29 protein-coding genes and 2 tRNA genes are annotated in these 26249 nt (G+C 67.8%); 10 read left to right on the forward strand and 21 right to left on the reverse strand.

Annotated features, from left to right (window positions below; genetic code table 11):
- Window positions 1–36 precede the first annotated feature (36 nt).
- The 11 genes from MC45_RS05045 to relB form a co-directional block, all read right to left on the reverse strand.
- Window positions 37–891, reverse strand: coding sequence for an NADH-quinone oxidoreductase subunit C (locus MC45_RS05045; protein ID WP_038660325.1), 855 nt, complete (start codon window positions 889–891; stop codon window positions 37–39).
- Window positions 888–1439, reverse strand: coding sequence for a NuoB/complex I 20 kDa subunit family protein (locus tag MC45_RS05050; protein WP_038660327.1), 552 nt, complete (start codon window positions 1437–1439; stop codon window positions 888–890). The genes MC45_RS05045 and MC45_RS05050 overlap by 4 nt, the downstream gene beginning before the upstream one ends.
- A 5-nt stretch (window positions 1440–1444) precedes the next feature.
- A complete protein-coding gene (locus MC45_RS05055) occupies window positions 1445–1819 on the reverse strand; it encodes an NADH-quinone oxidoreductase subunit A (protein ID WP_038660330.1) in 375 nt (124 codons plus the stop codon).
- Window positions 1820–2107: 288 nt separating this feature from the next.
- Entirely contained in the window at window positions 2108–2920 is an 813-nt protein-coding gene (locus MC45_RS05060) for an inositol monophosphatase family protein (RefSeq protein ID WP_038660333.1), read from the reverse strand.
- 146 nt (window positions 2921–3066) lie between these two features.
- Window positions 3067–3630 carry an elongation factor P gene (gene efp / locus MC45_RS05065; protein WP_037530700.1) on the reverse strand — a complete coding sequence of 188 codons (564 nt, stop codon included), beginning with the start codon at window positions 3628–3630 and terminating at the stop codon, window positions 3067–3069.
- Between the two features lie 64 nt (window positions 3631–3694).
- A complete protein-coding gene (locus MC45_RS05070) occupies window positions 3695–4282 on the reverse strand; it encodes a M23 family metallopeptidase (RefSeq protein WP_038660337.1) in 588 nt (195 codons plus the stop codon).
- Between the two features lie 142 nt (window positions 4283–4424).
- Complete coding sequence (locus tag MC45_RS05075; RefSeq protein WP_038660342.1) at window positions 4425–5459, reverse strand: L,D-transpeptidase family protein; 1035 nt, start codon at window positions 5457–5459, stop codon at window positions 4425–4427.
- A 93-nt stretch (window positions 5460–5552) separates the two neighbouring features.
- Window positions 5553–6236 (reverse strand): thiamine phosphate synthase, encoded by a 684-nt coding sequence (gene thiE, locus MC45_RS05080; protein ID WP_038660346.1) that lies wholly within the window; start codon window positions 6234–6236, stop codon window positions 5553–5555.
- A gap of 56 nt (window positions 6237–6292) precedes the next feature.
- The gene (locus MC45_RS05085; RefSeq protein ID WP_038660349.1) at window positions 6293–7216 is read right to left on the reverse strand and encodes a class I fructose-bisphosphate aldolase; all 924 of its coding nucleotides are present in this window, start codon (window positions 7214–7216) and stop codon (window positions 6293–6295) included.
- Window positions 7217–7242: 26 nt separating this feature from the next.
- Entirely contained in the window at window positions 7243–7569 is a 327-nt protein-coding gene (locus MC45_RS05090; protein ID WP_171009300.1) for a type II toxin-antitoxin system PemK/MazF family toxin, read from the reverse strand.
- Entirely contained in the window at window positions 7560–7784 is a 225-nt protein-coding gene (gene relB / locus MC45_RS05095) for a type II toxin-antitoxin system RelB family antitoxin (RefSeq protein WP_038660352.1), read from the reverse strand. The genes MC45_RS05090 and relB overlap by 10 nt, the downstream gene beginning before the upstream one ends.
- Before the next feature lie 124 nt (window positions 7785–7908).
- Here relB and MC45_RS05100 point away from each other — a divergent pair, with 124 nt between their 5' ends.
- Window positions 7909–8415: a TlpA family protein disulfide reductase gene (locus tag MC45_RS05100; protein ID WP_038660355.1), complete on the forward strand. Its 507-nt coding sequence runs from the start codon at window positions 7909–7911 to the stop codon at window positions 8413–8415.
- Between the two features lie 18 nt (window positions 8416–8433).
- On the opposite strand, the gene MC45_RS05105 is transcribed toward MC45_RS05100, so the two are convergent.
- From MC45_RS05105 to gap, 3 genes are all read right to left on the reverse strand, one after another.
- Window positions 8434–9642, reverse strand: a complete 1209-nt coding sequence (locus tag MC45_RS05105) for a phosphoglycerate kinase (protein WP_038660358.1) — start codon at window positions 9640–9642, stop codon at window positions 8434–8436.
- An 89-nt stretch (window positions 9643–9731) separates the two neighbouring features.
- On the reverse strand, window positions 9732–10208 hold the full coding sequence (locus MC45_RS05110) for an MOSC domain-containing protein (protein ID WP_425423995.1): 477 nt from the start codon (window positions 10206–10208) through the stop codon (window positions 9732–9734).
- 4 nt (window positions 10209–10212) lie between these two features.
- Complete coding sequence (gene gap, locus MC45_RS05115) at window positions 10213–11223, reverse strand: type I glyceraldehyde-3-phosphate dehydrogenase (protein WP_038660361.1); 1011 nt, start codon at window positions 11221–11223, stop codon at window positions 10213–10215.
- A 174-nt stretch (window positions 11224–11397) separates the two neighbouring features.
- Here gap and MC45_RS05120 point away from each other — a divergent pair, with 174 nt between their 5' ends.
- The 4 genes from MC45_RS05120 (at window position 11398) to MC45_RS05135 (ending at window position 13014) form a co-directional block, all read left to right on the forward strand.
- Complete coding sequence (locus tag MC45_RS05120) at window positions 11398–11580, forward strand: hypothetical protein (protein ID WP_038660364.1); 183 nt, start codon at window positions 11398–11400, stop codon at window positions 11578–11580.
- Entirely contained in the window at window positions 11580–11882 is a 303-nt protein-coding gene (locus MC45_RS05125) for a cell division protein ZapA (RefSeq protein ID WP_038660368.1), read from the forward strand. Before MC45_RS05120 ends, MC45_RS05125 begins: the two co-directional genes overlap by 1 nt.
- A gap of 392 nt (window positions 11883–12274) precedes the next feature.
- Window positions 12275–12811 carry a 5-formyltetrahydrofolate cyclo-ligase gene (locus MC45_RS05130; RefSeq protein WP_038660371.1) on the forward strand — a complete coding sequence of 179 codons (537 nt, stop codon included), beginning with the start codon at window positions 12275–12277 and terminating at the stop codon, window positions 12809–12811.
- Window positions 12808–13014, forward strand: a complete 207-nt coding sequence (locus MC45_RS05135) for a DUF2842 domain-containing protein (RefSeq protein WP_038660374.1) — start codon at window positions 12808–12810, stop codon at window positions 13012–13014. Before MC45_RS05130 ends, MC45_RS05135 begins: the two co-directional genes overlap by 4 nt.
- A gap of 31 nt (window positions 13015–13045) precedes the next feature.
- Here the strand turns inward: MC45_RS05135 and MC45_RS05140 are convergent.
- From MC45_RS05140 to MC45_RS05155, 4 genes are all read right to left on the reverse strand, one after another.
- A tRNA-Asp gene (locus MC45_RS05140) sits at window positions 13046–13122 on the reverse strand.
- 91 nt (window positions 13123–13213) lie between these two features.
- Window positions 13214–13290: transfer RNA gene (locus tag MC45_RS05145), tRNA-Asp, on the reverse strand.
- Window positions 13291–13342: 52 nt separating this feature from the next.
- Complete coding sequence (locus tag MC45_RS05150; RefSeq protein WP_038660377.1) at window positions 13343–14584, reverse strand: AI-2E family transporter; 1242 nt, start codon at window positions 14582–14584, stop codon at window positions 13343–13345.
- Between the two features lie 54 nt (window positions 14585–14638).
- Entirely contained in the window at window positions 14639–16330 is a 1692-nt protein-coding gene (locus tag MC45_RS05155) for a class I adenylate-forming enzyme family protein (RefSeq protein WP_052075515.1), read from the reverse strand.
- Between the two features lie 167 nt (window positions 16331–16497).
- On the opposite strand from MC45_RS05155, the gene MC45_RS05160 reads away from it, so the two are divergent.
- From MC45_RS05160 to MC45_RS05180, 5 genes are all read left to right on the forward strand, one after another.
- Window positions 16498–17718 (forward strand): serine hydrolase domain-containing protein, encoded by a 1221-nt coding sequence (locus MC45_RS05160; protein WP_038660383.1) that lies wholly within the window; start codon window positions 16498–16500, stop codon window positions 17716–17718.
- A 21-nt stretch (window positions 17719–17739) separates the two neighbouring features.
- The gene (locus tag MC45_RS05165) at window positions 17740–19752 is read left to right on the forward strand and encodes a 3-hydroxyacyl-CoA dehydrogenase NAD-binding domain-containing protein (RefSeq protein ID WP_038660386.1); all 2013 of its coding nucleotides are present in this window, start codon (window positions 17740–17742) and stop codon (window positions 19750–19752) included.
- A gap of 86 nt (window positions 19753–19838) precedes the next feature.
- Window positions 19839–21029: an acyl-CoA dehydrogenase family protein gene (locus MC45_RS05170; RefSeq protein WP_038660389.1), complete on the forward strand. Its 1191-nt coding sequence runs from the start codon at window positions 19839–19841 to the stop codon at window positions 21027–21029.
- A 113-nt stretch (window positions 21030–21142) separates the two neighbouring features.
- Complete coding sequence (locus MC45_RS05175) at window positions 21143–22267, forward strand: acyl-CoA dehydrogenase family protein (RefSeq protein WP_038660392.1); 1125 nt, start codon at window positions 21143–21145, stop codon at window positions 22265–22267.
- Entirely contained in the window at window positions 22267–23145 is an 879-nt protein-coding gene (locus MC45_RS05180; protein WP_038660395.1) for an acyl-CoA thioesterase, read from the forward strand. The genes MC45_RS05175 and MC45_RS05180 overlap by 1 nt, the downstream gene beginning before the upstream one ends.
- On the opposite strand, the gene MC45_RS05185 is transcribed toward MC45_RS05180, so the two are convergent.
- From MC45_RS05185 to MC45_RS05195, 3 genes are read right to left on the reverse strand one after another with little or no spacing between them, the layout of a single operon-like run.
- Window positions 23142–24221: an energy transducer TonB gene (locus tag MC45_RS05185; RefSeq protein WP_052075516.1), complete on the reverse strand. Its 1080-nt coding sequence runs from the start codon at window positions 24219–24221 to the stop codon at window positions 23142–23144. The two genes, MC45_RS05180 and MC45_RS05185, sit on opposite strands and share 4 nt — an antisense overlap.
- Window positions 24222–24261: 40 nt before the next feature.
- The gene (locus tag MC45_RS05190) at window positions 24262–25062 is read right to left on the reverse strand and encodes an SDR family NAD(P)-dependent oxidoreductase (protein ID WP_038660398.1); all 801 of its coding nucleotides are present in this window, start codon (window positions 25060–25062) and stop codon (window positions 24262–24264) included.
- Window positions 25063–25066: 4 nt separating this feature from the next.
- Window positions 25067–26110: a phosphotransferase family protein gene (locus MC45_RS05195; RefSeq protein WP_038660401.1), complete on the reverse strand. Its 1044-nt coding sequence runs from the start codon at window positions 26108–26110 to the stop codon at window positions 25067–25069.
- Window positions 26111–26249 lie beyond the last annotated feature (139 nt).

Here is a 26249-nt window from a genome sequence, read left to right on the forward strand (position 1 = left end):
CCGTGTTGGTGGCGGGCGCGAGATGCGGGTCCTGGCTCACTGATTCTGTCCTCCGCCCTTGGTCGGCACGACGTCCGAATCCTTGGGCTTGTCCTGCCGGGCGTTGCCGGGGCCGGCATCGCCGGCGCCGGTGTTCGCGGTGCCGGTCGAATCGTTCTTGGCATAGGGTTCGCTGCCGGCCTTGGGCGCCTGCGTCGGCGTGCGCGCGGCATCGGCCTTGACGATATCGTCCGCCTTCAACGGCGTTGGTGCGCCCTTGGCCTCGGGCAGCATGCCCTTCTCGTCACCGGGCAGCACATAGGCCGCGCCCTCCCAGGGGCTCTGGAAGTCGAAGTTGCGGAAATCCTGCGCCAGCTTCACCGGCTCGTAGATCACGCGCTTCGCCTCTTCCGAATAGCGCATCTCGACGAAGCCCGAGAGCGGGAAGTCCTTGCGCTGCGGATGGCCGCGGAAGCCGTAATCGGTAAGGATACGGCGCAGGTCGGCGTTGCCGGTGAACAGCACGCCGTACATGTCGTACACCTCGCGCTCCAGCCAGCCGGCGACCGGCCAGATGCCCGTCACCGACGGCACCGGCTTGACGTCGTCGGTGGCGACATGGACGTGCAGGCGATGGTTGCGCGTCAGCGACAGCAGGCAATAGACCACCTCGAACCGCTCCGGGCGGCTCGGATAGTCGACGCCGGCGATCTCCATCAGCTGCTGATATTCGAGACCGGGCGTGTCGCGCAGCTTGGTCAGCGCATCGACGATCGCGGTGCGCTCGACGTAGAGCGCGACCTCGCCGACCTGATCGACCGCGTCGAGCAGCGCCGAACCGAGCGTCGCCCGGACGATCTCGATCGTCTCGCCGTTGAGATCGGCGGCCCAGGCAGGAGCGGGCGCCCTCACCGTTCGACGCTCCCCTGACGGCGGATCTTACGCTGCAACTGCATGATCCCGTAGAGCAGCGCCTCGGCGGTCGGCGGGCAGCCGGGGACGTAGATGTCGACCGGCACGACGCGGTCGCAGCCGCGCACCACCGAATAGCTGTAATGGTAATAGCCGCCGCCATTGGCGCAGCTGCCCATCGAGACGACGTATTTCGGCTCCGACATCTGGTCGTAGACCTTGCGGAGTGCCGGCGCCATCTTGTTGCACAACGTACCCGCGACGATCATCACGTCCGACTGACGCGGCGACGCGCGCGGCGCGGCGCCGAAGCGCTCGAGATCGTAGCGCGGCATGTTGACGTGGATCATCTCGACCGCGCAGCAGGCGAGACCGAAGGTCATCCACCACAGCGAGCCGGTACGCGCCCACTGGAACAGCTCCTCGGTCGAGGTGACGAGGAAGCCCTTGTCGTTGAGCTCGCCGTTGAGGCTGTCGAAGAAGCCCTGGTCGGGCGGCACCAGCGACGTGGCGGTCGCCGGGCGTTCGAGTTCGACGGGTCCGGACATAGCGGTCATTCCCAATCCAGCGCTCCCTTTTTCCAGGCATAGACGAGGCCCAGGGCAAGCTCGCCGATGAAGATCATCATGGAGATCCATGCGGTCCAGCCGATGCTGAAAACCGATACTGCCCAAGGATATAGGAAGGCGGCTTCGAGATCGAAGATGATGAACAGGATGGCGATCAGATAAAATCGCACGTCGAACTGGCTGCGTGGATCCTCGAACGCGGGGAAGCCGCATTCATATTCCGACAGCTTCTGTTCGTTGGGCTTATTGGTGCCGGTCAGCCGGGCGACGACCATGGGCAGGAACACGAACGTGCTCGACAGCGCCAGGGCGACACCCAGGAACAGCAGGATAGGCAGATATTGCGACAGATCGACCAAAGGGCTTCTCGCAGGTGCGAAGGATGTGGGGGTCGCTTTAGGCCCCCAAGGGGGTACGGGCAAGGCCGCGGAGGGTGTGAGAATCACTCTCAATTGGGGAAGCGGCGATCGGCGACGTAGCTAGAAATTCTCCCCCGCCAGGGGGAGGTGGCGCCGCGAAGCGGTGACGAAGGGGGAGGACACGGAACCGAGTTTACCGCTTACCTCCCCCTCCGTCAGCACTGCGTGCTGCCACCTCCCCCTGGCGGGGGAGGAATTCTACAGTCAACGAACTTGATAGGATTCAGCTTAGCGGAGCGCGCCGGCGACCAGTTTGTGGAGCTTGACGTGCAGGCCGTCGTTGCCCGCGAGGAACTCGTTGCGCTCCATCGCCTTGTCGGCGCCGCGGAAGTCGGTAACATAGCCGCCGGCTTCCTTGACCAGCAGCATGCCCGCGGCGGTGTCCCACGGCTTGAGGCCCGATTCCCAATAGCCGTCGAAGCGGCCTGCGGCGACCCACGCGAGATCGAGCGCCGCCGCGCCGAGCCGGCGGATACCGGCGACCTCGGGTGCGATCGCACCGAAGATGCGGCTCCACTGGACGAAGTCGCCATGGCCGAGGAACGGGATGCCGGTGGCGATCAGCGCCTCCGACAGGTCGCGGCGGGCCGAGACGCGCAGCCGCTGGTCGGTGAGCCACGCACCGCGGCCCTTTTCGGCCCAGAAGCTCTCGTCGGTGAGCGGCTGATAGACGAGGCCCGTCGTGATCTCGCGCTTGCCCGACGGGGTCGGCTCCTCGACCGCGATCGAGATGGCGAAATGCGGGATGCCGTGGAGGAAGTTCGACGTGCCATCGAGCGGATCGATGATGAAGCGCGGCTTGTCGGGATCGCCCGCGACCTCGCCGCCCTCTTCCATCAGGAAACCCCAGTCGGGGCGGGCGCGGCGCAGTTCCTCGAACAGCGTCTGCTCGGCGCGCTTGTCGGCGATCGACACGAAGTCGGCCGGGCCCTTGCGGCTGACCTGGAGGTGCGAGACCTCGTTGAAGTCGCGGCGCAGCGCGGTGCCGGCCTTGCGGGCGGCACGCTCGATGACGGTGAAGAGGCCGGAATGGGAGGGCATGGGGATTTCTCTATACCCCTCTCCCGTTCGGGAGAGGGAGGGGCCCGCCGCCGTCGGGCGGTGGGAGGGTGAGGTCGAAGGAAGGCCCTGCCCTCACCCGACCTCGCTACGCTCGGCCACCCTCTCCACAGGGAGAGGGATATCGGTCAGTCGGCGCGGCGGACGTAGGTCTGTTCGTAGACGTCGACGACGATGCGCGTGCCGGCGCCGATATGCGGCGGGACCATGACGCGCACGCCATTGTCGAGGATCGCGGGCTTGTAGCTCGACGAGGCGGTCTGCCCCTTCACGACGGCATCGGCCTCGACGATCATCGCCTCGATCGTGCTCGGCAGCTCGACCGAGATCGGCTTTTCGTCATAGAGTTCGAGCACCACGTCCATGCCGTCCTGCAGGAAGGCGGCGGCATCGCCGAGGATGCCGGCGTCGAGCGTGATCTGCTCGTAATTGTCCTTGTCCATGAAGGTCAGCGCATCGCCGTCGCGGAACAGGAACTGGAAGTCCTTGGTGTCGAGGCGGACGCGCTCGACCGTCTCGGCGGAGCGGAAGCGGACGTTGTTCTTGCGGCCGTCGATCAGGTTCTTCATCTCGACCTGCATATACGCACCGCCCTTGCCGGGCTGCGTGTGCTGGATCTTGACGGCGCGCCAGATGCCGCCCTCATATTCGATGATGTTGCCGGGACGGATGTCCACGCCGCTGATCTTCATGGATCTGAACCTATTGGAAAGAGCGAGATAGGCGCGCGACTGGCGCACGCCCGGTGGCGCCCCTTTACCGTCCCCGCGCGCGGCCGGCAAGCAGCGGGAAGGGATTGACGTCCTCGCCCTGATGCCAGCGCTCGCCGGGCTGCATGCGCTGCAGGCCGAAATGGAGGTGGTAATTGCCCGCGCCCGCATCGCCGGTGTCGCCGACATAGCCGATCGGCTGGCCCGTCCTGACCTGCTGCCCCTCGTGCAGGCCGGGGGCGTAGCCGGCGAGATGCGCATAATAATAGATCCAGCGGCGGTCGGGCGAGCGGATATATGCGGTGGTGCCGCCGAGGTTGGATGCGAACAGCTTCTCGACAGTGCCGGGGGCCGCGGCGATCACCGGCGTGCCGGCGGCGGCGGGAATGTCGGTGCCGTGATGGCCGCGGCTGCCGCCGCCCCGCGGGTCCATCCAGCTGTCGACGATCGCCGCGCGGCGGACGCCGGCGACGGGGACGGCGAGCGGCGCGTCGTCTCGCGCCGAGGGTTCGCCGACCGCTACGCCGACGTGGGGCGCGGTCGTGCGCGAGGCGGTGCCGAAGCTGGTCATCGCCGCGAAGGCGGCGCCGAGCAGGACGACGACGGCGAGGATGATCCAACCGAGGCGGGTCATGCGCCCTGCCTCATCCACCTCGTCACCCCGGATGTGTTCCGGGGTCCACCCATTCGCAGGAAAATCGTATCCGCCGCGTGCCGCCGCTCCACGCCGCAGAGCGGACCCCGGAACAAGTCCGGGGTGACGGAGCATCGGCCGCTCACGCCTGGAACACCGCCTTGGTCCCCGGCTTCACCATCTGCGCGAGGCGCGCGACGTCCCAGTTGGTCAGGCGGATGCAGCCGTGGCTTTCGGTGCGGCCGATCAGCTCGGGATGCGGCGTGCCGTGAATGCCATAATGCTCCTTCGACAGATCGAGCCAGACGACGCCGACCGGACCGTTCGGCCCCGGCGGCAGCATCTCCTTCTGATCGCCTTTCTTGGCGTCCCAGAACAGCGCAGGGTTATAGTGGAACTTGGGATTGTAGTCGGCGCCGTAGATCTTCCAAGTGCCGAGCGGAAGCGGGTCGTGTTCCGAGCCCATCGTGGCGCTGAACTGCGCGATCAGCTTGTCGTCCTTGTCGAGGACGCGGAGCACCTTCTCCGACTTGTCGACGACGATATGATCGGCGACCGGCTGGTTGGCGTCGACATTGAGCATGTTGAGCGTCTGGCGCCAGTGGTCCGGCAGCTTGGGATCGTAGGCGCGGCTGGCGGGCAAGGCGTTCGGAACGACGATCGTATTGCCGACCTTGAGTCGCGTGTCGGGCGAGTTGAGCGCGATCAGCACCGCCGGCTGGGTGTGGAACATCTCCGCCAGCTTTTCCATCGGCGTGGCATAGCCGAGGCTCGGCAGCTTGGCCTGTTCGCCATAATCCTTGGGCAGCGGGTTGTAATACGGCCCGGCGAGCGCCTCGCGGGTCAGCACGAAGCGCGCGGTGGGGCGCTTGGCGCGATACGGGTAGAGCGCCTGCAACGTCGCGGCATCGGGCTTGCCGGTGCGCGGCAGGCCCTTGGCCTCCTGGAAGCCCTTGAGTGCGGCGGTGAGCGACTGGCCGCCCTTGCCGTCGAGCACGCCCGGACCGAAACCGAGCGAGTCGAGGATCACCTGCACATGGAGGATGTTGCGATCGAGCGCCGGGGCGGCCGGCTGGGGGACCGCCTGGGGGACCGGCTGTGCGACCGTCCGTTGTGCGATCGTCGGGGCGGCGAGCGCGGCGCCCGCAAGCAGCGCCGTAGCCAGAACCATCTTCATGTCGCCAATCCCTTCAACCGTTACGCTGGTGGATCAAACGGTCCGCAGCAATTGTGGTTTCGCAGGTGGCGTTTTATCCCGATCGCCTGCCGGTCAGCCGCGCAGCACCTCGGCGAACGCCCGCACCGCGGCCGCCTCGTCGCCGCCCCATACCGCGCCGGATACGGCAAGAAAGTCCGCTCCCGCCGCGACCAGTGCCGGCGCATTGGCCGGCGTGATGCCGCCGATCGCGACGCTGGGCAGCTCGAACATCGACGCCCACCACGACAGGATCGAGGGTTCGGGGTGATGTTCGACCGCCTTGGTCGTCGTCGGATAGAAGGCGCCGAAGGCGACATAGTCCGCGCCGCCCTCACCGGCTTCCATCGCGAGATGACGGCTGTCGTGACAGGTCACGCCGATCTGCACCTCCGGCCCGAGCGCGTCGCGCGCCTCGCGCGGGTCGCCGTCCTCCTGGCCAAGATGGACGCCATCGGCGCCGAGCCGCTTCGCCAGCGCGATACTGTCGTTGACGATGAACGCGACCTCATGATCGGCGCAGATTCGCTGCAACGGCTCGGCGAGCTTGGCGGCGATATGCTGGTCGACGTCCTTGACGCGGAACTGGAAGGCGGCGACCGGGCCGGCATCGAGCGCGCGCGCCAGCCGGTCGGCGAAACCGCCCGTCACGTCGAGCGGCGAGATCAGATAGAGCTGGCACGGCGGCCGGCGGTCGTTGCGCCGGAAGTTGGCGGCGAAATCAGGATCGAGGGGGCCAAGCGGATCGTCTTCGGTCATCCCGGCCCCCTACATGGATCACCGCCCCGGCGAAAGCCGGAGCGGCACATGGGCGATCAGGCCGCCTCGCCCTTGTAGATGGCGATCAGCTTGCCGAGCATGTCGAGCGCGTCCTCGCGGCTGCGCTGGAAGGTGTTGCGGCCGATGATCGAGCCGTTGCCGCCGCCCGCCAGAATGTCGCGCGCGTCCTGATAGACCGCGTCGGCGCCCTTGGCGGCGCCGCCCGAGAAGACGACGATGCGGCGGCCGGCGAAGCTCGCCTGCACGACGTGGCGGACGCGGTCGGCCTGGTTGGACCAGTCGGTGCCCTCATAGACGCGCTTGGCCTCCTCCTGCTCGATATGCGCGGACGGCAGCTTCACCTTGATGATGTGAGCGCCGAGCAGCGCCGCCATGTGCGCGGCATAGGCGCCGACGTCGAGTGCCAGCTCGCCGTCCTTCGACAGCTTGCCGCCGCGCGGATAGCTCCAGATCACGGTGGCGATGCCGACCGACTTGGCCTCCTCGCTGAGCTCGCGGATCTCCTCCATCTGCTCGAAGATGCCGTCCGAGCCCGGATAGATGGTGAAGCCGATCGCGGCGCAGCCGAGGCGCAACGCGTCGGAGACGCTGGCGGTCACCGCCTGATCGATGGTGGTCGCCCAGCTGTTCGAGCTGTTGAGCTTGAGGATCGTGGGGATCTGCCCGGCGAAGGTGTCGGCGCCCGCCTCGAGCGGCCCGAGCGGCGCGGCATAGGCCGACAGGCCGGCGTCGATCGCGATCTGGTAATGGTAATGCGGGTCATAGGCGGGCGGGTTGACCGCGAAGGAGCGCGCCGGGCCGTGCTCGAAGCCCTGATCGACGGGCAGGATCACCAGCTTGCCGGTGCCGCCCAATTTGCCCTGCATCAGGATGCGGGCGAGGTTCGCCTTCACCGCGGGGCTGGTCGCTTCGTATTTGTCGAGGATCACCTTGACGGCGGGGGTGACGGTGGTGGTCATGGGTCGGCTCCTTGGGTCGGATAGGGTCAGAGCATCAGCCAGCGGCGCAGCGCCTGGTCGATCTGCTCCATGCGGGTGGGGCTGGCGTGACCGATCACCCGGGTGATCCGCTCGCGCGCGACGCTGGAGATCCGGTCGATCTGCACCTCGCATTCCGCGGTCAGGCCATTGTGCTCGCGCGGCGACATCACCACCCGGAACAGGGCCTCGCCGCCGATGACGTTGGTCAGCGGACAGACGGTGATCGTCGCATGCGTCGCGTTGAACAGGTCGGACTGGACGACGACGCAGGGCCGCGCCGCTTCGCCGTCAGGTCCGTCGACCAGCGCGATGGCGCCATGCGCTATCTCCACGCGGCACCGTCCTGCCAGAACACGACATCCTCGACCGAGGCGCGGGCGGAGGCGCGGGTCGACTGGCGGCGGGCCTCGCGACGATAGGCGTCGTCGTGCAGATCGACGTAGCGGCGCACCGCCTCGCGTGCGATATCGCTCTTGCTGCGCCCCTGGGTGCGCGCGACCGCGGCGAGCCGCTCTTCCAATTCGGTATCGAGTCGTACGCCGAGCATGCCACCTGCCTGTTAAACGCGTTTAACATAGCCCGGACGTGGCGGGCGATCAACCGCTTAGGTCGGCGATATTGACGATGCCGGGGATGTCGTGATCAATCGGCGCCCGGGGGGAAAGATCATCATGCGGCTGCTTCATCTGGCCTCGGCCTTGGCGCTGGCGACCACGCCCGTCGTGTCGGCGGAGGCCGCGCCGCGGTCCGGACTGATCGGCCAGCCGGCGCCCGATTTCGAACTGACGCTGATCGATGGCGGCAAGGTCAGGCTCGCCGATCTGCGCGGTCAGGTCGTCGTGCTCAACTTCTGGGCGACGTGGTGCGGGCCGTGCCGCCGCGAATTGCCGCTGCTCGACGGCTATTATCGCCTGCAGAAGCAGCATGGGCTGCGCGTCTTCGCGGTGGCGACGGAGGATTCGGTGCCGGCGCGGCTGATGAAGCCGCTGTTCGCGGCGATGGCGATCACGCCGACCAAGCGGGTCAAGGGCCGCTACGCGCTGATCGGCGGGGCGGTGCCGACCAATTACATCATCGATCGCGCTGGGATCGTCCGCTACGCCAAGGCGGCGGCCTTCGACCTGGACGACCTCAACACGATCCTGACACCCTTGTTGAACGAGGCGCCGCCCGCCTGAGCGGCGCCTCGCTAAGTGTCAGCGGCCGATCAGCGCAGCGACGCCGGGCAGGTCCTTGCCTTCCATCCATTCGAGAAAGGCACCGCCCGCGGTCGAGACGAAGGTGAAGCGGTCGGCGACCCCGGCCTGATTGAGCGCGGCGACGGTGTCGCCGCCACCCGCGACCGAGACGAGGCTGCCGTCCTGGGTCAGCGCCGCGGCGGTGCGCGCGAGGCTGACAGTGGCGACGTCGAAGGGCGGCGTCTCGAACGCGCCCATCGGGCCGTTCCACACCAGGGTACGGCAATTCTTGAGCACGTCGCCCAGCGCCTCGACCGCGCTAGGGCCGACGTCGAGGATCATCTCGTCGGCGGCGACCTCATGGACGTTGACGGTGCGCACCGGCGGATTGGCGCGGAATTCCTTCGCCACCACCACGTCGTACGGCAGGTGGACGGTGCAATTGGCGCGGTCCGCCGCTTCGAGGATCTCCTCGGCGGTGCCGGTCAGGTCGTGTTCGCACAGCGACTTGCCGACGTTGACGCCGCGGGCGGCGAGGAAGGTGTTGGCCATGCCGCCGCCGATGATGAGGTGATCGACGCGGGTGACGAGATGCTTGAGCACGTCGAGCTTGGTCGACACCTTGGCGCCGCCGACCACCGCGGCGACGGGATGTTCGGGGTTACCGAGCGCCTTTTCGAGCGCGACGAGTTCGGCCTCCATCGCGCGGCCGGCGAAGGCGGGCAGGACATGCGCCAGCCCCTCGGTCGAGGCGTGCGCCCGATGCGCGGCGGAGAAGGCGTCGTTGACGTAAAGGTCGCCGAGTTTCGCAAAGCGTTCAATGACTTGCGGGTCGTTCTTCTCTTCGCCGCCGAAGAAGCGCGTGTTTTCGAGGATGGCGATATCGCCGGGCTGGAGCATCGCGACCGCGTCCTCGGCGCCCTCCCAGTCGATGTAGCGGACCTCGCGGCCGAGCACATGGCTGTAGGGCCGCGTCAGCATCGCCAGCGACATCTCAGGGTTCGGCACGCCCTTGGGACGGCCGAAATGCGCGAGGATCAGCACGATCGCGCCGCGGTCGGCGAGTTCGGTGACGGTCGGCAGCGTCGCGCGCAGCCGCGTATCGTCGGTCACCGCACCATCCGCCATCGGCACGTTGAGGTCCTCGCGGACGAGCACGCGCCGGCCGCTGATCTCACCCATATCGTCGAGCGTCTTGAAGGCCTTGGTCACATCGTCTTCCTTCATCTCTTGAACTATCGACCCGTTCGTACTGAGCTTGTCGAAGTACGGTGAGTCTCAATGCCCTTCGCAGGCTCAGGGCGAACGGTGGAGGGCTATGTGATGCCGGGCTGGATCACCGTCACCGCATCGCCGAGCGCGATGCGCCCGCCCGCCTTGACGCGCGTACAGGCGCCGCCCCGCCAGTCGGGGGTCAGCGCCGCCTCGAGACCGGGCGCGACCGCCTCCATGCGGAAGCAGGGATCGCATTCGACGGTGATCTCGAGCTCGACCGTGCCGATGCGGATCCGCATCCCCGGCACCTGCGGAATGTCGATGCCGTCGAGCAGCAGATTGGCCCGCCGCTCCTGCCACGGGACCGCCTGCCCCAGTTCGGCCATCGCCGCCTGCCAGTCGCCGCGCTCCATCAGCGTCACCTGACGCCGGCCGCGGCCGTTGGGCTTGACCCGCCCGCGGCAATCGCCGTCGAGCCCGCCGTCGACGGTCACCTCGACCGTCTCCAGCAGCTCCATCGGCCCCTTGGGACGGGCATGCCGGGCGATCCCGACCAGCACGCCGCCCGGCATGGCCATCGGCTTAGAGGAAGCTCGCCATCACGGTCGCGGTGTCGACCATGCGGTTGGAGAAGCCCCATTCATTGTCGTACCAGCTCACCACGCGGACGAGCTTGCCGTCGAGCACCGCGGTTTCGAGACTGTCGACGGTCGACGACTGCGGCGAATGCATCAGGTCGATCGAGACAAGCGGCTCGTCCGAATAGACCAGCACGCCCTTGAGCGGGCCGTCTTCCGACGCCGCCTTGAGGATCGCATTGACCTCGTCCTTGGTCGTGTCGCGCTTCGGTGTGAAGGTCAGGTCGATCAGGCTGACGTCCGGCACCGGTACGCGGATCGCCGACCCGTCCAGCTTGCCCTTGAGCTCGGGCAGCACCTCGCCGACCGCGCGGGCGGCGCCGGTGGTGGTCGGGATCATCGACATCGCGGCGGCGCGGGCGCGGCGCAGGTCCGGGTGGATCTGGTCGAGGATCTTCTGGTCGTTGGTATAAGCGTGGACGGTGGTCATCAGGCCGCGTTCGATGCCGATCGCGTCGTTGAGCACCTTGGCGACCGGCGCGAGGCAGTTGGTCGTGCACGAGGCGTTGGAGACGATCGTGTGCTCGGCGGTCAGCTTGTCGTGGTTGACGCCGTAGACGACGGTCAGGTCGACGCCCTTGCCGGGCGCCGAGATCAGCACCTTCTTGGCGCCGGCATCGATATGCTTCTGGCAGGCGACATTGTCGGTGAAGAAGCCGGTGCATTCGAGCACCAGCTCGACGCCCAGTTCCTTGTGCGGCAGATTCGCGGGATCGCGCTCGGCGGTGACGCGGATGCGCTTGCCATCGATGACGAGGTCGTTGCCTTCCGCGACGACGGTGCCGGGATATTTGCCGTGGACGCTGTCGCGGCTGAACAGCCAGGCGTTCGACTTGGCGTCGGCCAGGTCGTTGATCGCGACCAGTTCGAGGTCGCCGGCGTTGCGCTCGATGATCGCGCGGGCGACGAGACGTCCGATGCGTCCGAAGCCGTTGATCGCAACCTTCACCGTCATCTGGTCTCTCCTCGCGTGTGCATGAACTGCGCGACGCATCGGGCCGCGCTGGGCGCGCCAGCCTTTGCGAGGGTGCGGCCCATTCTGTCAACCGCGCGCGGCGTGCGCCGGTCCGATTGCGGGACGGGCTTTGCCCGCTTGCCGCTCGCCCCGGCCGCGCCTACGTCGCCTGCCATGCCCGACACTCCCAGTGCGGTCGATCGCATCGATGCCGCGATCGCCCGAATCGAATCCGCCATCGACTCCCGCGCCCGGGCCGGGGACGCGCTCGCCCGCCGCCACGCCGCGCTGAAGGCGCGGATGGCCGAGGCGGTGGCGGCGCTGGACGACGTCATCGCGCGCGGCACGGCCTCCTGATGGCCAATGTCACGCTGACCATCGGCACCCGGCCGTTCACCGTCGCCTGCCGCGACGGCGAGGAGGCGCGGCTGCAACAGCTCGGGCGGATGCTCCACGAACGCTGGCCGACGGCGTTGCGCGCGGCGGCGAACATTCCCGGCGAGCGGGCGATGCTGTTCGTCGCGCTGATGCTGGCCGACAATCTCGACGAGATCCAGCAGCGCCCGCCCGAGGGCGCGGCGGTGAGCGAGCCGGCGCTGGCACGGATTGCCGACCGGCTGGAGGCGCTCGCCAACGCGCTGGAGCGCGATCCGGGGTGATTGGGGGCGCTACCCCCTCCTCTTCGTCATCCCGACGAAAGTCGGGACCCATGGATGCGATGGCGGCAGGGGTCGCGCTCAACCGTCAGCGACATCGTGACCATGGGTCCCGGCGTGCGCCGGGATGACGAAAGGGGGGCGGGATAGATGGCCGCACCCATTGCCACCACCCCCGCGACGCACTAGATCATGAGGCGGCGGGTTCTGCCCGGTACGAGCCTTACTTTATCCCTGAGGCTATTCATCATCCAAGGGGGCTGTCCCTGCTAGGACCCTGGTCCGAAGTATATGGTCCCCACCTGACGTTACCAGGCGTCGGCGGATACTTTGGCACACGGCCACGGCGGTCCCGCCACCCGCCCCTTCCCTCCCGCGCGCAGCGAACCGGAGCGATGACCGACAAGCTCGCCCTTCGCGCCCGATTGCGCGCCGTCCGCGATGGCTTCGCGCGCGATCGTGCCATCCTCGTCGCGGACGCATTCCGTGCGCGGCTGCGCGAGGGTCTCGTCGTCGCCGGCTATATGCCCCTCGGCAGCGAGGCGGACCCAGCCCCGCTCATCGCCGCCGCCCGTGCCGCCGGATGCCGCATCACGCTGCCCCATGTCACCGGCCGCAGCGCACCGATGCGCTTCCTCGCATGGGACGCGGCGACACCGCTCGTCGCGGGGCTCTATAGCCTGCTCCAGCCCCAGGCCGACGCCCCCGAATTGCGCCCCGACATCGTCCTGACGCCGCTGGTCGGCTTCGACCGCGCCGGCCATCGGCTCGGACAGGGGGCGGGCTATTACGACCGCGTCTTCACGCAGCTCCCCGACGCCTGGCGCATCGGCATCGCCTGGTCGGTGCAGCAGGTCGACGCCTGCCCAGCCGACCCGTGGGACGTGCCGCTGCACGCCATCGCTACCGAATCGGATTGGATCGTCCCATGACCCCCAGTTGGCGCAAACCCGCAGGCGTCCTGCTCATCCTGATGCTGATCGGCCTGTGGTGCGCGATCGTGGTCAGCGCGTCGGGGATCATCGGCGGCTGGCCGTGGTGGCTGCAACTGCCCTTCTATCTCGTCACCGGGATCGTGTGGATCATGCCGATGAAGCCGCTGCTGCTCTGGATGGAAACCGGACGCTGGCGATAGGGATCGGGGGGGGCATCATCCGTGAACCGGATGGCGCGAGTGACGGGGCTCGAACCCGCGACCTCCGGCGTGACAGGCCGGCGCTCTAACCAACTGAGCTACACCCGCGTGATACGCGGTCGGAGCAGATCGTCCGCCCGACCGGCGACGCGACATACTCCCGCATGTTCCGAAGACTTTCCCGTTCCCGAGGAGGGAATGGCGCGAGTGACGGGGCTCGAACCCGCGACCTCCGGCGTGACAGGCCGGCGCTCTAACCAACTGAGCTACACCCGCTGAAAGCGTTGAGGCGCGCCAACTAGGCGAGGTGCGGGGGGGTGTCAACGGCCTATTCGCGCGCCGGATCGTTCCCGCCCTCATCGCGCTTCCGGCGAGCGCGTTCCTGCTGCACCAAGGTGCCGTGTTCGAACAGGAAGCCGGCGATATCGGGCTTGCCCGCCGCGCCGAGCACGGTCTGGATGATGATGAGCAGCGGCACCGCGAGCAGCGCCCCCGCCGTCCCCCACACCCAGCCCCAGAAGCTGATCGAGACGAGGATCATCAGCGGGCTGATCGTCAGACGGTGGCCGACGATCAGCGGCGTGATCGCATTCGCCTCGAGGAAGTGGCAGCCGATCATCACCGCCGGCGGCAGCATCGCCACCCAGATGTCGGTGAAGGTCATCATCCCGCCGATCGCCAGCAGGAAGGCGGCGATGATCGGCCCGAAATAGGGGATGTAGTTGAGCAGCGCGACGATGCCGCCCCACATCAGCGGCGACGGCATGCCGATGAAATACAGCGCGCCGGCGACGACGCCGCCCAGCGTCAGGTTGATGAGCGTGATCGTGCCGAGATAGGCCGAGACGTCGTCGACGACGTCCTGGATCACCCGCGCGGTCGCCATCGCGCCGTCGAAGCTGGTACGGCCGGTGATCGTCTTCTTGCGCATGCCGGTCCAGCCGGAGAGGAAGAAGAAGACGATCAGGATGCCGAAGAAGAACTGGACGATCACCGTCGGCGCCGAGGTGGCGGCGAGTTCGAGGATCGAGCTGGGCGGCGCGACCGCGGCGGTCTGCGGCTGGCGCACCGGCGTGGAGGCGATCTGCCGGAACATCTTGTTCACCGACTTTTCGAGCGTCGAATAGAGGTCGAGCAGCGGCGACAGATTGTGCTGGATGCGGCTGATCCGGCTGGGGAGCAATTGGAAGAAGTCGGTCGCGGGGACGACGATCGCCGCGATCACGACGTTGACGATGATGAGGAAGACGAGGACGCAGAACAGCGCGGCGATCGCCGACGGGATGCGGCGCCGCTCCAGCCATTCGAGCACCGGCACCAAGGCGATCGCGATGACCAGTGCGATGGTCAGCGGCATGAAGAATTCCGCCCCCGATTTCAGCGCGAACGGAATGCCGAGCGTCAGGCCGATGCCGGCGATCAGCGTCAGCGCGGCGAGCAGACGGTCGCGGCGCTGCGCGATGCGGCCGATCTCGCTGCGCGTGCCGGGCAGCAGCGGCGCGCCGAGCGCGACCTGCTCCTCGGGCGTGATGACGGAAGCGGGGGATATCGAAGCGGGATCGTCGGCCATAGCCCTTCACCCTAGCGCATTTTCGGCCGCCGCCACCGTGGTTCTTGCGATTGGTCAGCCGGCATCGGCGAACAGCGCTTTCAGCTCCTTCTTCAGGATCTTGCCATTGGCGTTGCGCGGCAGCGGCGTGGCCATGAAACGGATCGCGACCGGGACCTTGAACCCGGCCAGCCGGGCGCGGACGAAGGCCTGCAACTCGGCCTCGTCCGCGGTGCAGCCGGGGCAGAGATGGACCACCGCCGCCGGCTCCTCGCCGAGCGTCCGGTGCGGAATGCCGACCAAGGCCGCGTCGGTGACCGCGGGGTGGGCGTAGAGGACGTTCTCGACCTCGATCGAATAGATGTTCTCGCCGCCGCGGATGACGATGTCCTTGGCGCGGTCGGCGATGAACAGGAACCCTTCGGCATCGATTCGCGCCAGATCGCCGGTACGCACCCAGCCGTCGACGAAGGTCGCCGCGGTCGCCTCCGGCTTGTTCCAATAGCCTTTGGCGATCATCGGCCCGCGCGCCCACAATTCGCCGATCGTATCGGGCGGCAGCACGGTGACGCCATCCTCGCCGCGCACCTCGATGTCCGCCGCCGCGACCGCCGCGCCGGCGCTGTCGGGACGGTTGAGATAATCCTCGCCGCCATGCTGCGTCACCGTCGCGGTCGTCTCGGTCATTCCCCAGCCGTTGCCGGGCAGCGCGCCGAATTCCTCGTAGATGCGCCGGACCAGCTCGGGCGCGGAGGGCGCGCCGCCATAAGCGATCGAATCGAGCGACGAGAGGTCGTAGCGGTCGCGATCGGGGTGTTCGAGCAGCTGCCAGGCGATGGTCGGCACGCCGCCCGTCAGGTTGACCCGCTCGCGCGCGATGATCTCCAGCGCACGCGTCGCATCCCATTTGCGCATGAAGACCAACGTCGATCCGGTCGCCACCGACCCCATCATCCCCGCCGAACAGGCGGTGACGTGGAACAGCGGGATGACGGTGAGCGCGACGCGCGGCGTCGGATCGGGCGGCGCCTCGCCGCGGCGCAGATAGGCACGCGCGGCGGTAAAGCCGCTCGACAGGATGTTGCTGGTCAGGTTGCGGTGCGTGCCCAACGCCCCCTTGGGCGCACCGGTGGTGCCGCTGGTGTAGAAGATCGTCGCGTCATCCTCGGGGGCCAGCGCCGCCGCAGGGAGCGCCGCATCGGGCAAGGACGGCCAGTCTCCCGGCGTCCCGATGACCGATTCGAGCCGCGTCGCGCCGGTGACATCCGCGGCGGCGCGGGCGACGAGGACGTGTGCGAGATCGGGCAAGCCGGCATAGAAAGGCGCCAGCCGGTCGTGGCGCTCGGCATCGGCGATCAGCGCCGTCGCGCCCGAGTCGCGCAGGCCGTAATCCAGCTCCGCTCCGGTCCACCAGGCGTTGAGCGGGACGACGATCGCGCCGATCGAAACCGCGGCGAAGAAGGCGACCGGCCATTCGGGCAGGTTGCGCATCGCCAACGCGACGCGGTCGCCCTTGCCCACCCCGCGCGCGACCAGATCGGCGGCGAGCGCGGCGACGGCGCGATGATGCGCGTCGTACGTCACCCGCTCGTCCTCGAAGACGACGAACAGCCGGTCGCCGTGCGCGCGACTCGCCGAAACCAGATCGCGCAGCGTCGGCGGCGCGTTCTTCCAGACGCGGGTCGCGACGCCCTGGAGGACGATCGTCTCCATCTCGAACTTCGCGCCCGGCGCGGTCAGCAGCGCATGCGCCTGCGCGATGGACATCGCCGGCCATGACGCCGGCAGCGGGACAACCGAAGCGCTTGGCAAAACTGCATCCTTTCGTCGGCGAGGCCTGCAGCGACCTGCGTTTCGACGAAAGGTTACTGTTGATTCCGGCCCCGCTCAAGGCAATAGAGGACAAAGTTTAGAAATCGGGGTATGGCAACAGGATGACCAATGCGACCGCCTCCGCGACGGGTTTCGATGCCGGCCGCCTCACCGCGATCGATGCCTTTCTAAAGGCGCGGTATCTCGACACCGGGCTGCTCCCGCACGCGCAGCTGCTGATCGCGCGCGACGGCGAGATCGTCCATTTCTCGCATCAGGGTGCGGCGCGCGAGGGCGGCGCGCCGATCGACGACCGGTCGCTGTTCCGCATCGCGTCGATGACCAAGCCGATCACCTCGATCGCGTTCATGATGCTGGTCGAGGCGGGCAAGGTGGCGGTGGATACGCCCGTCCATCACGTCCTGCCCGCATTCAAGCAGCTCGGCGTCTACAATGGCGGGGGCGCAGGGGTGCCGTTCGCGACGAAGCCGACCGCGGAGCCGATGCGGATGCTCGACCTGCTGCGGCACACCTCCGGGCTGACCTACAGCTTCCAGAACCGGTCGAACGTCGACGCCGCCTATCGCGAGGGGCGGATCGAAAGCTGGCACGGCAATCTCGACCTCGACGGCTTCGTCGCCGCATTGGGCAAATTGCCGCTGGAATTCTCGCCCGGTGAGGGCTGGAACTATTCGGTCGCCACCGACGTGCTTGGCGCGGTCATCGAGCGGGTGTCGGGCCAGACGCTCGACGCCTTCTTCGCGGAGCGGATCTTCGCGCCGCTCGGCATGGACGACACCTTCTTCCAGGTGCCGGCCGACAAGATCGACCGGCTGACCGATTGCTATACGCTCGGCGAGGCCCGGCAGCGCCAGCTCTACGATCGCGGCGAGGCGAGCGCGTGGAGCCGGCGCCCGAAGCTGCTGTCGGGCGGCGGCGGGCTGGTGTCGAGCGCGCTCGATTATCACCGCTTCTGCCGGATGTGCGAGAATGGCGGGACGCTGGACGGGGTGCGCATCGTCGGACGCAAGACGCTCGACCTGATGACGATGAACCATCTGCCCGGCGGCAAGGATCTCGCCAGCCTGTCGCGCTCGTTGTTCAGCGAGACGCAGAATGCCGGCACCGGTTTCGGCCTCGGCTTCGCGGTGACGCAGGACGTTGCGAAGACGATGATCCCGGGGTCGAAGGGCGAATATTATTGGGGCGGCATGTTCTCGACCGCCTTCTTCATCGACCCCGTCGAGCGGCTGCACATGGTGTTCATGACGCAGTTCAGCCCGTCGAGCCTCTATCCGATCCGCCGCGAGCTGAAGACGATGATCTACGCCGCGCTCAACTGACGATTAGCGAAGGACCGTTCCATGACTTCACCGATCCGCACCGAACGCCATGGCGAGGTGCTCGTCATCATATCCGACAATCCACCGGTCAACGCGCTCGGCGCGGCGGTGCGGCAGGGGCTCGAGGGGGCGATCAAGGAGGGCGTCGCCGATGCGACGGTCGAGGCGATGGTGATCCGGTGCGAGGGCCGCACCTTCTTCGCCGGCGCCGACATCACCGAATTCGGCAAGCCGATGGTCGAGCCCGGCCTGCCAACGGTGGTCGACATGATCGAGGCATCGACCAAGCCGGTGATCGCGGCGATCCACGGCACCGCGCTCGGCGGCGGCTGCGAAGTGGCGCTCGGCTGCCATTATCGCGTCGCGGTGCCGTCGGCCAAGATCGGCACGCCCGAGGTGAAGCTCGGCCTGCTCCCCGGCGCGGGCGGCACGCAGCGGCTGCCGCGGATCGCGGGCGTGCGCGTCGCGCTCGAATTGACCGCCAAGGGCGACCCGATGCCGGCGAAGAAGGCGCAGGAGGCCGGGCTGATCGACCGGATCGTCGGCGAGGACAGCCTGGCGGCCGATGCGATCGCCTTTGCGCGGGAGGTCAAGGCGAAACGGCCGATCCCGCGCGCGTCGGAGCGCGAGGCGAAGCCCGATCCCGAGGCGGTCGCCGCGTTCCAGAAGGAAAATGCGCGGCGCTTCCGCGGCTTCGACGCGCCCGCCGCCAACATCGCCTGCGTCGTCAAGGCGACCGAGGCGCCGTTCGCCGAGGGCATCGCCTTCGAACGGCAGGAATTCATGCGGCTGATGATGGGCAACCAGTCCGCCGCGCAGCGCCATATCTTCTTCGCCGAGCGGCAGGCCGCCAAGATCGACGACGTTCCTGCCGATACGGTACGCCGCCCGATCAACCGCGTCGGCGTGATCGGTGCCGGCACGATGGGTGGCGGCATCTCGATGAACTTCCTGTCGGCCGGCATTCCGGTGACGATCGTCGAAATGCAGCAGGAGGCGCTCGACCTCGGCACCGCGACGATCCGCAAGAATTACGAGGCGACCGCCGCCAAGGGGCGGATGAAACACGAACAGGTCGAGGCGGCGATGGCCGCGCTCACCCCGACGCTCGATTTCGACGCGCTGGGCGAGTGCGACCTCATCATCGAGGCGGTCTATGAGAATATGGAGGTGAAGCAGGAGATCTTCACCCGGCTCGACACGATCGCCAAGCCCGGCGCGATCCTCGCCTCCAACACCTCCTATCTTAACATCGACGAGATCGCCGCCTGCACTGCCCGGCCGCAGGACGTGGTCGGCATGCATTTCTTCTCGCCGGCCAACGTCATGAAGCTGCTCGAGGTGGTGCGCGGCGCGAAGACCGCGCCCGACGTGCTCGCGACGGTCATGGACCTCGCCAAGAAGATCAGGAAGGTCGCGGTGGTCGCCGGTGTTACCTATGGCTTCATCGGCAACCGCATGCTGATGCCGCGCCAGGTCGAGGCGAACAAATTGCTGCTCGAAGGCGCGACGCCGGAGCAGATCGATCGCGTCCATGTCGCCTTCGGCATGCCGATGGGGCCGTTCCAGATGGCCGACCTCGCCGGCGTCGATATCGGCTGGCACCGCGATCCCAATCGGATCGAGAATATCCGCGACGCGCTCGCCGCCGAAGGGCGCTGGGGGCAGAAGAAACAGGCGGGCTTCTACGATTACGACGAGAAGCGGAACCCCACCCCCTCTCCCCGCGTCGCCGAGATCATCGACGAATGGCGGGCGAAGACCGACACGCCGCAGCATGACGTCACCGACGAGGAGATCATCGAGCGCACGCTCTACACGATGGTCAACGAGGGCGCGCTGATCCTCGAAGAGGGGATGGCGCAGCGCGCGTCCGACGTCGATGTGGTGTGGATCTACGGCTACGGCTGGCCGGTCTATCGCGGCGGGCCGATGTTCTGGGCGAAGACCGAAGGGTACGAGAAGGTCGTTGCCGGACTGGAGAAGCACGGCTTCCCGGTCGCCAGGAGCCTGAAGAGCGGCACCATCAAGTAACAGTCCGTTTGCCCCGAGCCTGTCGAAGGGCAGTGCGACCCACCGTGCTTCGACAGGCTCAGCACAAACGGCGGAGAGGACATGACATGACCGACACCGACCTCGACACCTTCCGCTCGGACACCCGCGCCTGGCTGGCGGAGAATTGCCCGCCTGAGATGCGCGAGCCGGTGCGATCCGACACCGACGTCTGCTGGGGCGGGCGCAATTTCGCGCCGTCGTCGCCGGCGCAGAAGGACTGGCTCGACCGGACGGCCGCGCGCGGCTGGACCGTCCCCGACTGGCCCAAGGCCTATGGCGGCGGCGGGCTGTCGGCGGCGCAGACCAAGATCCTGCGCGAGGAGATGGCGGCGATCCGCGCGCGCAATCCGCTCAACTCGTTCGGTATCTCGATGCTCGGGCCGGCGCTGCTCAAATATGGCACCGAGGAGCAGAAGCTCGAGCATCTGCCCAAGATCGCCCGCGGCGAGATCCGCTGGTGCCAAGGCTATTCCGAACCCAATGCCGGCTCCGACCTCGCCGGCCTCGCCGCCAGCGCCGAGGATGCGGGCGATCATTATATCGTCAACGGCCAGAAGGTGTGGACCAGCTATGCCGACAAGGCCGACTGGATCTTCTGTCTGGTGCGCACCAGCAAGGCATCGAAACAGGGCGGGATCAGCTTCGTGCTGTTCGACATGGCCTCGCCGGGCGTCTCGACCAAGCCGATCCTGCTGATCAGCGGCTATTCGCCCTTTTGCGAGACCTTCATGGACGATGTGAAGGTCCCCAAGGCGAACCGCATCCACGACGAGAACAAGGGCTGGGACGTCGCCAAATACCTGCTCGGCCACGAGCGCGAGATGATCTCGGGCATGGGGCTGGCGAGCGGCGGGCGCAATCCGTTGGTCGAGGGGGCGATCGCGACGATCGGACTGGATCATGACGGGCGGCTCGCCGATCCGGTGCTGCGCACGCAGATCGCGCTGTTCGAGGTGCGCGCCAAGGCGTTCGCGGCGATGTCCGAACGGTTCATCGACGAGCTGAAGGCGGGACGCGCGCATCCCGCGCAGCCGAGCATGATGAAATATGTCGGCACCGAGCTGAACAAGGATCGCTACGAGCTGATGATGGCCTCGGGCGGCTCGGATGCGCTCGAATGGGAGAGCGAGCGTTCGCGCACCGGCGCGATGCCGCGCGCGTGGCTGCGCACCAAGGCCAATTCGATCGAGGGCGGCACGAGCGAGATCCAGCTCAACATCATCGCCAAGCGGATTCTCGAGCTGCCCGGCGCCTAGACCGACACACTCCGTCACCCCGGACTTGTTCCGGGGTCCACTTCTCCACCGGCGCTTCGGCATGAGGCACGGTGGACCCCGGAACAAGTCCGGGGTGACGCAGGGATTGATCGATGCCCCTCTACCTCAACGACGAACAGACGATGCTCCGCGATACCGCGAAGGACTTCATCGCCGAACACGCTCCCGTCGGCCATTTGCGGTCCTTGCGCGACGGCAACGACCCGACCGGTTTCAGCCGCGACCTGTGGAAGCAGTTCGCCGAAATGGGCCTCAACGGCGTATTGATCCCCGAGGCGCAAGGCGGGCTCGGGCTCGGCCATGTCGAGGCGGGCGTGGTGCTGGAGGAGATCGGCCGCAACCTGTCCCCCTCCCCCTTCCTCGCCACCGCGGTCGCGGCGGTCGAGGCGCTGAAGGGCTCGGCGCAGGCGGAGCGCTGGTTTCCCGGCATCGTCGCCGGCGAGACGGTGGCGGCGCTGGCGATCGACGAGGGCGCAAAGCATCGCGACCGGATCGCGATGACCGCGGAGCGTTCCGGCAACGGCTTCCGCCTGACCGGCGCGAAGCAGTTCGTCACCCATGGCCATGTCGCCGATCTGCTGATCGTCGCGGCGCGCACCGCGGGGTCTCCCGACGATGCCGAAGGCGTCACGCTGTTCGCCGTACCGAAGGACGCCGCCAACCTCACCGCGACGCCCGAGCGGCTGGCGGATTCGAGCCTCGCCGCGCGGATCGCGTTCGAGGGCGTCGAGGTCGATGCCGATGCGGTGATCGGCGAGGTCGATGGCGGGTGCGGGCCGCTCGACCGGCTGCTGCGCGCGGGCCGGACCGGCGCGGCGGCGGAGCTGCTCGGCGTCGGCGGCGGCGCGATGGACATGACCGTCGGCTATCTCAAGGAGCGCAAGCAGTTCGGCGTCGCGATCGGCAGCTTCCAGGCGCTGCAGCATCGCGCCGCGCATCTCTATGCCGAGATGGAGGTGGCGCGCGCCGCGGTGCTCAAGGCGCAGCAATTGCTCGACACGGGTGCCGAGGCGGACGCCGCGGTATCGATCGCCAAGGCGATGACCGGCATGGCGACGACGCTCAGCGTGCAGGAGGGCATCCAGATGCACGGCGGCATCGGCATGACCGACGAATATGACATCGGCTTCTACATGAAGCGCGCCCGCGTGCTCGCCGAGATGTTCGGCGACATCGGCTTCCATGCCGACCGGCTGGCGAAGGCGGCAGGCTATTGATGGGCGAGCGCACGCCCGAAGAGCTGGCGGCGATGCTCGTCGCGCTGCTCGACGTCGAGGAGATCGATACCGACCTGTACCGCGGTTCGCGCCAGCCGGGCGGCCGCGGCCGGGTGTTCGGCGGACAGGTGATCGCGCAGGCGTTGCAGGCGGCGCAGCGCTCGGTCGAGGGCAAGGACGCGCATTCGCTCCACGCCTATTTCATGCGGCCCGGGGATGAGAATTTCCCGATCATCTATCGCGTGACGCGCGACTTCGACGGTCGCAGCTTCGCGACGCGGCGCGTGGTGGCGGTGCAGAAGGGTCAGCCGATCCTCAACCTCGCCGCCTCGTTCCAGATGCCCGAGGAAGGCCTGCACCATCAGGACGCGATGCCCGACGTGCCGGGTCCGGAGACGCTCAAGTCGGAACGCGAATTGCGCCTCGCCATCGCGGATCAGGTGCCGGAGAAGTTTCGCGACTTCTTCACGCGGCGGCAGAATGCGATCGAGATGCGGCCGCTCTACCCGCGCAGCTGGTTCGCGCCCGAGAAGCGCGCGCCGAACAATGCCGCCTGGTTCCGCACCGCGGCGGGGATCGGCGACGATCCGGCGGTGCATCGCGCCGCGCTGGCCTATGCGTCCGACATGGCGCTGCTGGCGACGTCGATGATGCCGCATGGCGTCAACTGGCTGATGCCCGAGATGCAGACCGCCAGCCTCGACCATGCGCTGTGGATCCACGAGCCGTTCCGCGCCGATGCATGGCTGCTCTATACCACCGACAGCCCCTGGGCGGGCCACGCGCGCGGCATGAACCGCGGCAGCATCTTCACGCAGGACGGGCGACTGGTCGCGACGACGGCGCAGGAAGGGCTGATCCGCCGGCGGACGGTCTAGCTCGTGACGGCCTTTTTGACTGCCGGCATGCGATAGAAAACCCGTTCGATACAGCCGGTATAGCCGTGCGGCGACGGTTTGAACGTGACGTTGCCGATCATCGCTTTGGCAGCCTCCCCGAATTCGCTCGTCGGCTCGGACGCCAGCATGCGGATGTTGCCGGTCGCGCCCCAGGAGGCGACGTCGAAGGCGATGATCGCCCAGCCTTCGATGCTGCGCCGGCTATAGCGCTCGGGGTAGAACAGCGCCGGCTTGCGCTCGAAATCATGCTCCTTGGGACAGGTGGCGTCGGCGGGGCGGACGCTGTCCTCTTCGGGCGCCGGTGGCGCAGGCAAGGTCGCCGCCCCCTTCCAATAAGGGAAGAAGCAGCCCGTGCGGGCGCCGCGCTCGAAACGCGAGGTCGCGACGGCACGCACCGATGCCTGATCCAATGCGGGCGTGCCGCTGCTGGCGGTGATGTGCGGCCTGACCGGCTTGCCGGAGCGATCGAGGTCGTAGCCGACCATCGACCAGCTACGGTAACCGGGCTGATCGGGCAGCGCCTTGAAATGCGGGAAGGCGCGGAGCAGCACCTCGGGGACCGGATCGGTGCAGGTCGATCCCGGAGGACGCACGCGATCCCACACGGCCCGCGGCGGCGGTTCATTGGGGAACACGCTGTAAGCGACGAGGTCGGCAACCGGCGCGACGGCGATCACATCGGTCCGGGCGGTGAAGGTCACGGTGCAGCGGCTGCGTTCGCCTCCCGGCGCGAAGCGACTCGCGGCGAACGCCGGCACGACGTCGGCCATGGCGAACTGATAGTCCGGGTTCACGCGGACGATCGACAAGGGACGGCCGGTCGCATCGATACGGAAATCCAGCGTCACCGGTCGCAACACGGCCGGATATAGCCAGGCGAGCGCATGCTGCGGGTCGGGTCGGCGGATCATGCGCTCGGCGCGCGGCGTGTCGCCGCTCCCACGACACAGCGCCGGGCTCATCACCCAACTGACGAGCTGTTGTTCGCCCGGCGGCGCGGGCGGCGGCGGGATGTCGGCGGCCGCCAGGGCGACGACGGTGAGGAGCGCGAGCATGGCGTCATCCTGATCCGCTATGATGACGGCGGCAAGTCGCTCATACCGCGGTCTTGCCATACTCCTGCCGGGTGACGGGATGGCTCGACGACAGGCCGCCGTCGACCGCGATCACCTGACCGTTGACGTAGCTGGCGTCGTCCGACGCGAGGAACAGCGCGACTTTCGCCAGTTCCTCCGGCTGCGCGCCGCGGCGCAGCGGGTTGAGACGGCCGATCCGATCCTCCTTGCCGACGTCGCGGGCATAATCGAACACCGGCTGCGTCATGCCCGTCTCGGTCAGACCGGGACACAGCGCATTGACGCGGACGTTGCTGCCCGAAAGCTGCTGCGCGGCGACCGCGGCGAGGTTGATGACGCCCGCCTTGGACGCGGAATAGGCGGGCGAGCCCGCGCCCGAGCGGATGCCGGCGACGCTGGCGGTCAGCACGATCGCGCCGCCGCCACGCTCGGCGATATGCGGCGCGGCATGTTTGATCGCGAGGAACGGTCCGACCAGATTGACGCGCAGCACCTCGGTGATCAGCGCGACATCGGTATCGAAGATATTGGCCATGCCGCCCGAGATACCGGCATTGGCGAACATCACGTCGAGCCCGCCGAACGCATCGCGGGCGAGCGCGATCGCGCGGATCACGTCGTCCTCGTCGCCAGCGTCGATGCGGATCGCGCGGGCGGTGCCGCCGGCGGCGGCGATCTGCGCGGCGGTCTCGTCGGCGCCCTCGGTGCGATCGGCGACGACGACGCGGCCGCCCTCGGCGGCGAACAACAGGGCGGCGGCGCGGCCAATGCCGCTTCCCGCGCCGGTGACGACGATCGATCGGTCGGTGAAACGGGCCATGGCGTCAGGCTCCTGCGGCTTGCGCGAAATGCCAGCTCGCCGCGGCGAGGCGATGGACCTGCGCCGCCGACCGCTCGGCCTGCGCGCTCGACGCGGTGCCGTCGACGATCCGCTTCTTGATGCCCTGGACGATGCCGGTCAGGCGGAAGAGGTTGTAGGCGAAATACCAGTTGAGATCGGGAACGCCGTCGCGACCGGTGCGCGCGCAATAGCGGTCCACCATATCCTCGATCGTCGGGATGCCCGTCTCCGGCCCGGTCTGCCCCTTCACGCCCGATCGCCCCTCGGGCTCGGTGACCCAGCTCATCAGGAAATAGGAGAAATCGGCGAGCGGATCGCCGAGCGTCGACAGCTCCCAGTCGAGGACCGCGACGACGCGAGGCTCGGTGGCATGAAAGATCATATTGTCGATGCGATAGTCGCCGTGGACGATCGACGTGCGCGTCTGGTCCGGGACGGTACGCGGCAGGAAGGCGATGAGGCGTTCGACCTCGGGCATCAGTTCGGTCTCGCTGGCGCGATATTGCTTCGTCCAGCGTTCGACCTGCCGCGCGAAATAATTGCCGGGCTTGCCGTAATCGCCGAGGCCGACGGCGAAATGGTCGGTATTGTGCAGGTCGGCGAGCGTGTCGACCATCGCATTGTAGAGGCCGGTGCGCTCGGCCGGGGCGTAATCGGGCAGCGTGCCGTCCCACAGGTTGCGGCCCTCGACCAGCGCCATCACGTAGAACATCGCGCCGACGACGCGCTCGTCGGTGCACAGGCCATAGGGTCTGGCGACGGGAAAGCCGGTGGGGTGGAGGCCGGCGATCAGGCGATATTCGCGGTCGACCGCATGCGCGGAGGGGAGCAGCGTGCCGAACGGCTTGCGACGCAGCACATAGGCGCCCGACGGGCTGTCAATCCGATAGGTGGGGTTGGACTGGCCGCCGGCGAATTTGGCGTAGGTCAGCGGACCGGAGAAGCCGGCGACGTTCGCCTCCATCCACGCGGTGAGCCTGGCCTCGTCGAGGCGGTCCTTGTCGGCGACGGGGATGGTGTCGGTCATGTTATCGTCCGGTTCCCGTGGTTTGCTGGCGGCCGGGCAAAGGCCGCGAAATGTCCTCGCCCATCCCGTCACCCCGAACTCGTTCCGGGGTCCACTCTGCGGCGAGGCGCGCCGTGCATGCTGCTCGCCATTCTCCCGT

Origin of the sequence: Sphingomonas taxi (assembly GCF_000764535.1) — a bacterium.
Classification (GTDB): domain Bacteria; phylum Pseudomonadota; class Alphaproteobacteria; order Sphingomonadales; family Sphingomonadaceae; genus Sphingomonas; species Sphingomonas taxi.

Excerpts from the sequence above, each read along its gene's own strand:
- MC45_RS05120 (WP_038660364.1), top strand. The coding sequence starts at position 11,398 with ATGCCCGACACTCCCAGTGCGGTCGATCGCATCGATGCCGCGATCGCC.
- MC45_RS05105 (WP_038660358.1), bottom strand. The coding sequence starts at position 9,642 with ATGAAGGAAGACGATGTGACCAAGGCCTTCAAGACGCTCGACGATATG.
- MC45_RS05060 (WP_038660333.1), bottom strand. The coding sequence starts at position 2,920 with ATGCCCTCCCATTCCGGCCTCTTCACCGTCATCGAGCGTGCCGCCCGC.
- MC45_RS05135 (WP_038660374.1), top strand. The coding sequence starts at position 12,808 with ATGACCCCCAGTTGGCGCAAACCCGCAGGCGTCCTGCTCATCCTGATG.
- efp (WP_037530700.1), bottom strand. The coding sequence starts at position 3,630 with ATGAAGATCAGCGGCGTGGACATCCGTCCCGGCAACATCATCGAATAT.
- MC45_RS05075 (WP_038660342.1), bottom strand. The coding sequence starts at position 5,459 with ATGAAGATGGTTCTGGCTACGGCGCTGCTTGCGGGCGCCGCGCTCGCC.
- MC45_RS05190 (WP_038660398.1), bottom strand. The coding sequence starts at position 25,062 with ATGGCCCGTTTCACCGACCGATCGATCGTCGTCACCGGCGCGGGAAGC.
- MC45_RS05170 (WP_038660389.1), top strand. The coding sequence starts at position 19,839 with ATGACCGACACCGACCTCGACACCTTCCGCTCGGACACCCGCGCCTGG.
- MC45_RS05175 (WP_038660392.1), top strand. The coding sequence starts at position 21,143 with ATGCCCCTCTACCTCAACGACGAACAGACGATGCTCCGCGATACCGCG.
- MC45_RS05100 (WP_038660355.1), top strand. The coding sequence starts at position 7,909 with ATGCGGCTGCTTCATCTGGCCTCGGCCTTGGCGCTGGCGACCACGCCC.
- MC45_RS05130 (WP_038660371.1), top strand. The coding sequence starts at position 12,275 with ATGACCGACAAGCTCGCCCTTCGCGCCCGATTGCGCGCCGTCCGCGAT.
- MC45_RS05165 (WP_038660386.1), top strand. The coding sequence starts at position 17,740 with ATGACTTCACCGATCCGCACCGAACGCCATGGCGAGGTGCTCGTCATC.
- MC45_RS05125 (WP_038660368.1), top strand. The coding sequence starts at position 11,580 with ATGGCCAATGTCACGCTGACCATCGGCACCCGGCCGTTCACCGTCGCC.
- gap (WP_038660361.1), bottom strand. The coding sequence starts at position 11,223 with ATGACGGTGAAGGTTGCGATCAACGGCTTCGGACGCATCGGACGTCTC.
- MC45_RS05195 (WP_038660401.1), bottom strand. The coding sequence starts at position 26,110 with ATGACCGACACCATCCCCGTCGCCGACAAGGACCGCCTCGACGAGGCC.
- MC45_RS05160 (WP_038660383.1), top strand. The coding sequence starts at position 16,498 with ATGACCAATGCGACCGCCTCCGCGACGGGTTTCGATGCCGGCCGCCTC.
- MC45_RS05150 (WP_038660377.1), bottom strand. The coding sequence starts at position 14,584 with ATGGCCGACGATCCCGCTTCGATATCCCCCGCTTCCGTCATCACGCCC.
- MC45_RS05185 (WP_052075516.1), bottom strand. The coding sequence starts at position 24,221 with ATGCTCGCGCTCCTCACCGTCGTCGCCCTGGCGGCCGCCGACATCCCG.
- MC45_RS05070 (WP_038660337.1), bottom strand. The coding sequence starts at position 4,282 with ATGACCCGCCTCGGTTGGATCATCCTCGCCGTCGTCGTCCTGCTCGGC.
- MC45_RS05110 (WP_425423995.1), bottom strand. The coding sequence starts at position 10,208 with ATGGCCATGCCGGGCGGCGTGCTGGTCGGGATCGCCCGGCATGCCCGT.
- MC45_RS05085 (WP_038660349.1), bottom strand. The coding sequence starts at position 7,216 with ATGACCACCACCGTCACCCCCGCCGTCAAGGTGATCCTCGACAAATAC.
- thiE (WP_038660346.1), bottom strand. The coding sequence starts at position 6,236 with ATGACCGAAGACGATCCGCTTGGCCCCCTCGATCCTGATTTCGCCGCC.
- relB (WP_038660352.1), bottom strand. The coding sequence starts at position 7,784 with ATGCTCGGCGTACGACTCGATACCGAATTGGAAGAGCGGCTCGCCGCG.
- MC45_RS05155 (WP_052075515.1), bottom strand. The coding sequence starts at position 16,330 with ATGTCCATCGCGCAGGCGCATGCGCTGCTGACCGCGCCGGGCGCGAAG.
- MC45_RS05180 (WP_038660395.1), top strand. The coding sequence starts at position 22,267 with ATGGGCGAGCGCACGCCCGAAGAGCTGGCGGCGATGCTCGTCGCGCTG.
- MC45_RS05050 (WP_038660327.1), bottom strand. The coding sequence starts at position 1,439 with ATGTCCGGACCCGTCGAACTCGAACGCCCGGCGACCGCCACGTCGCTG.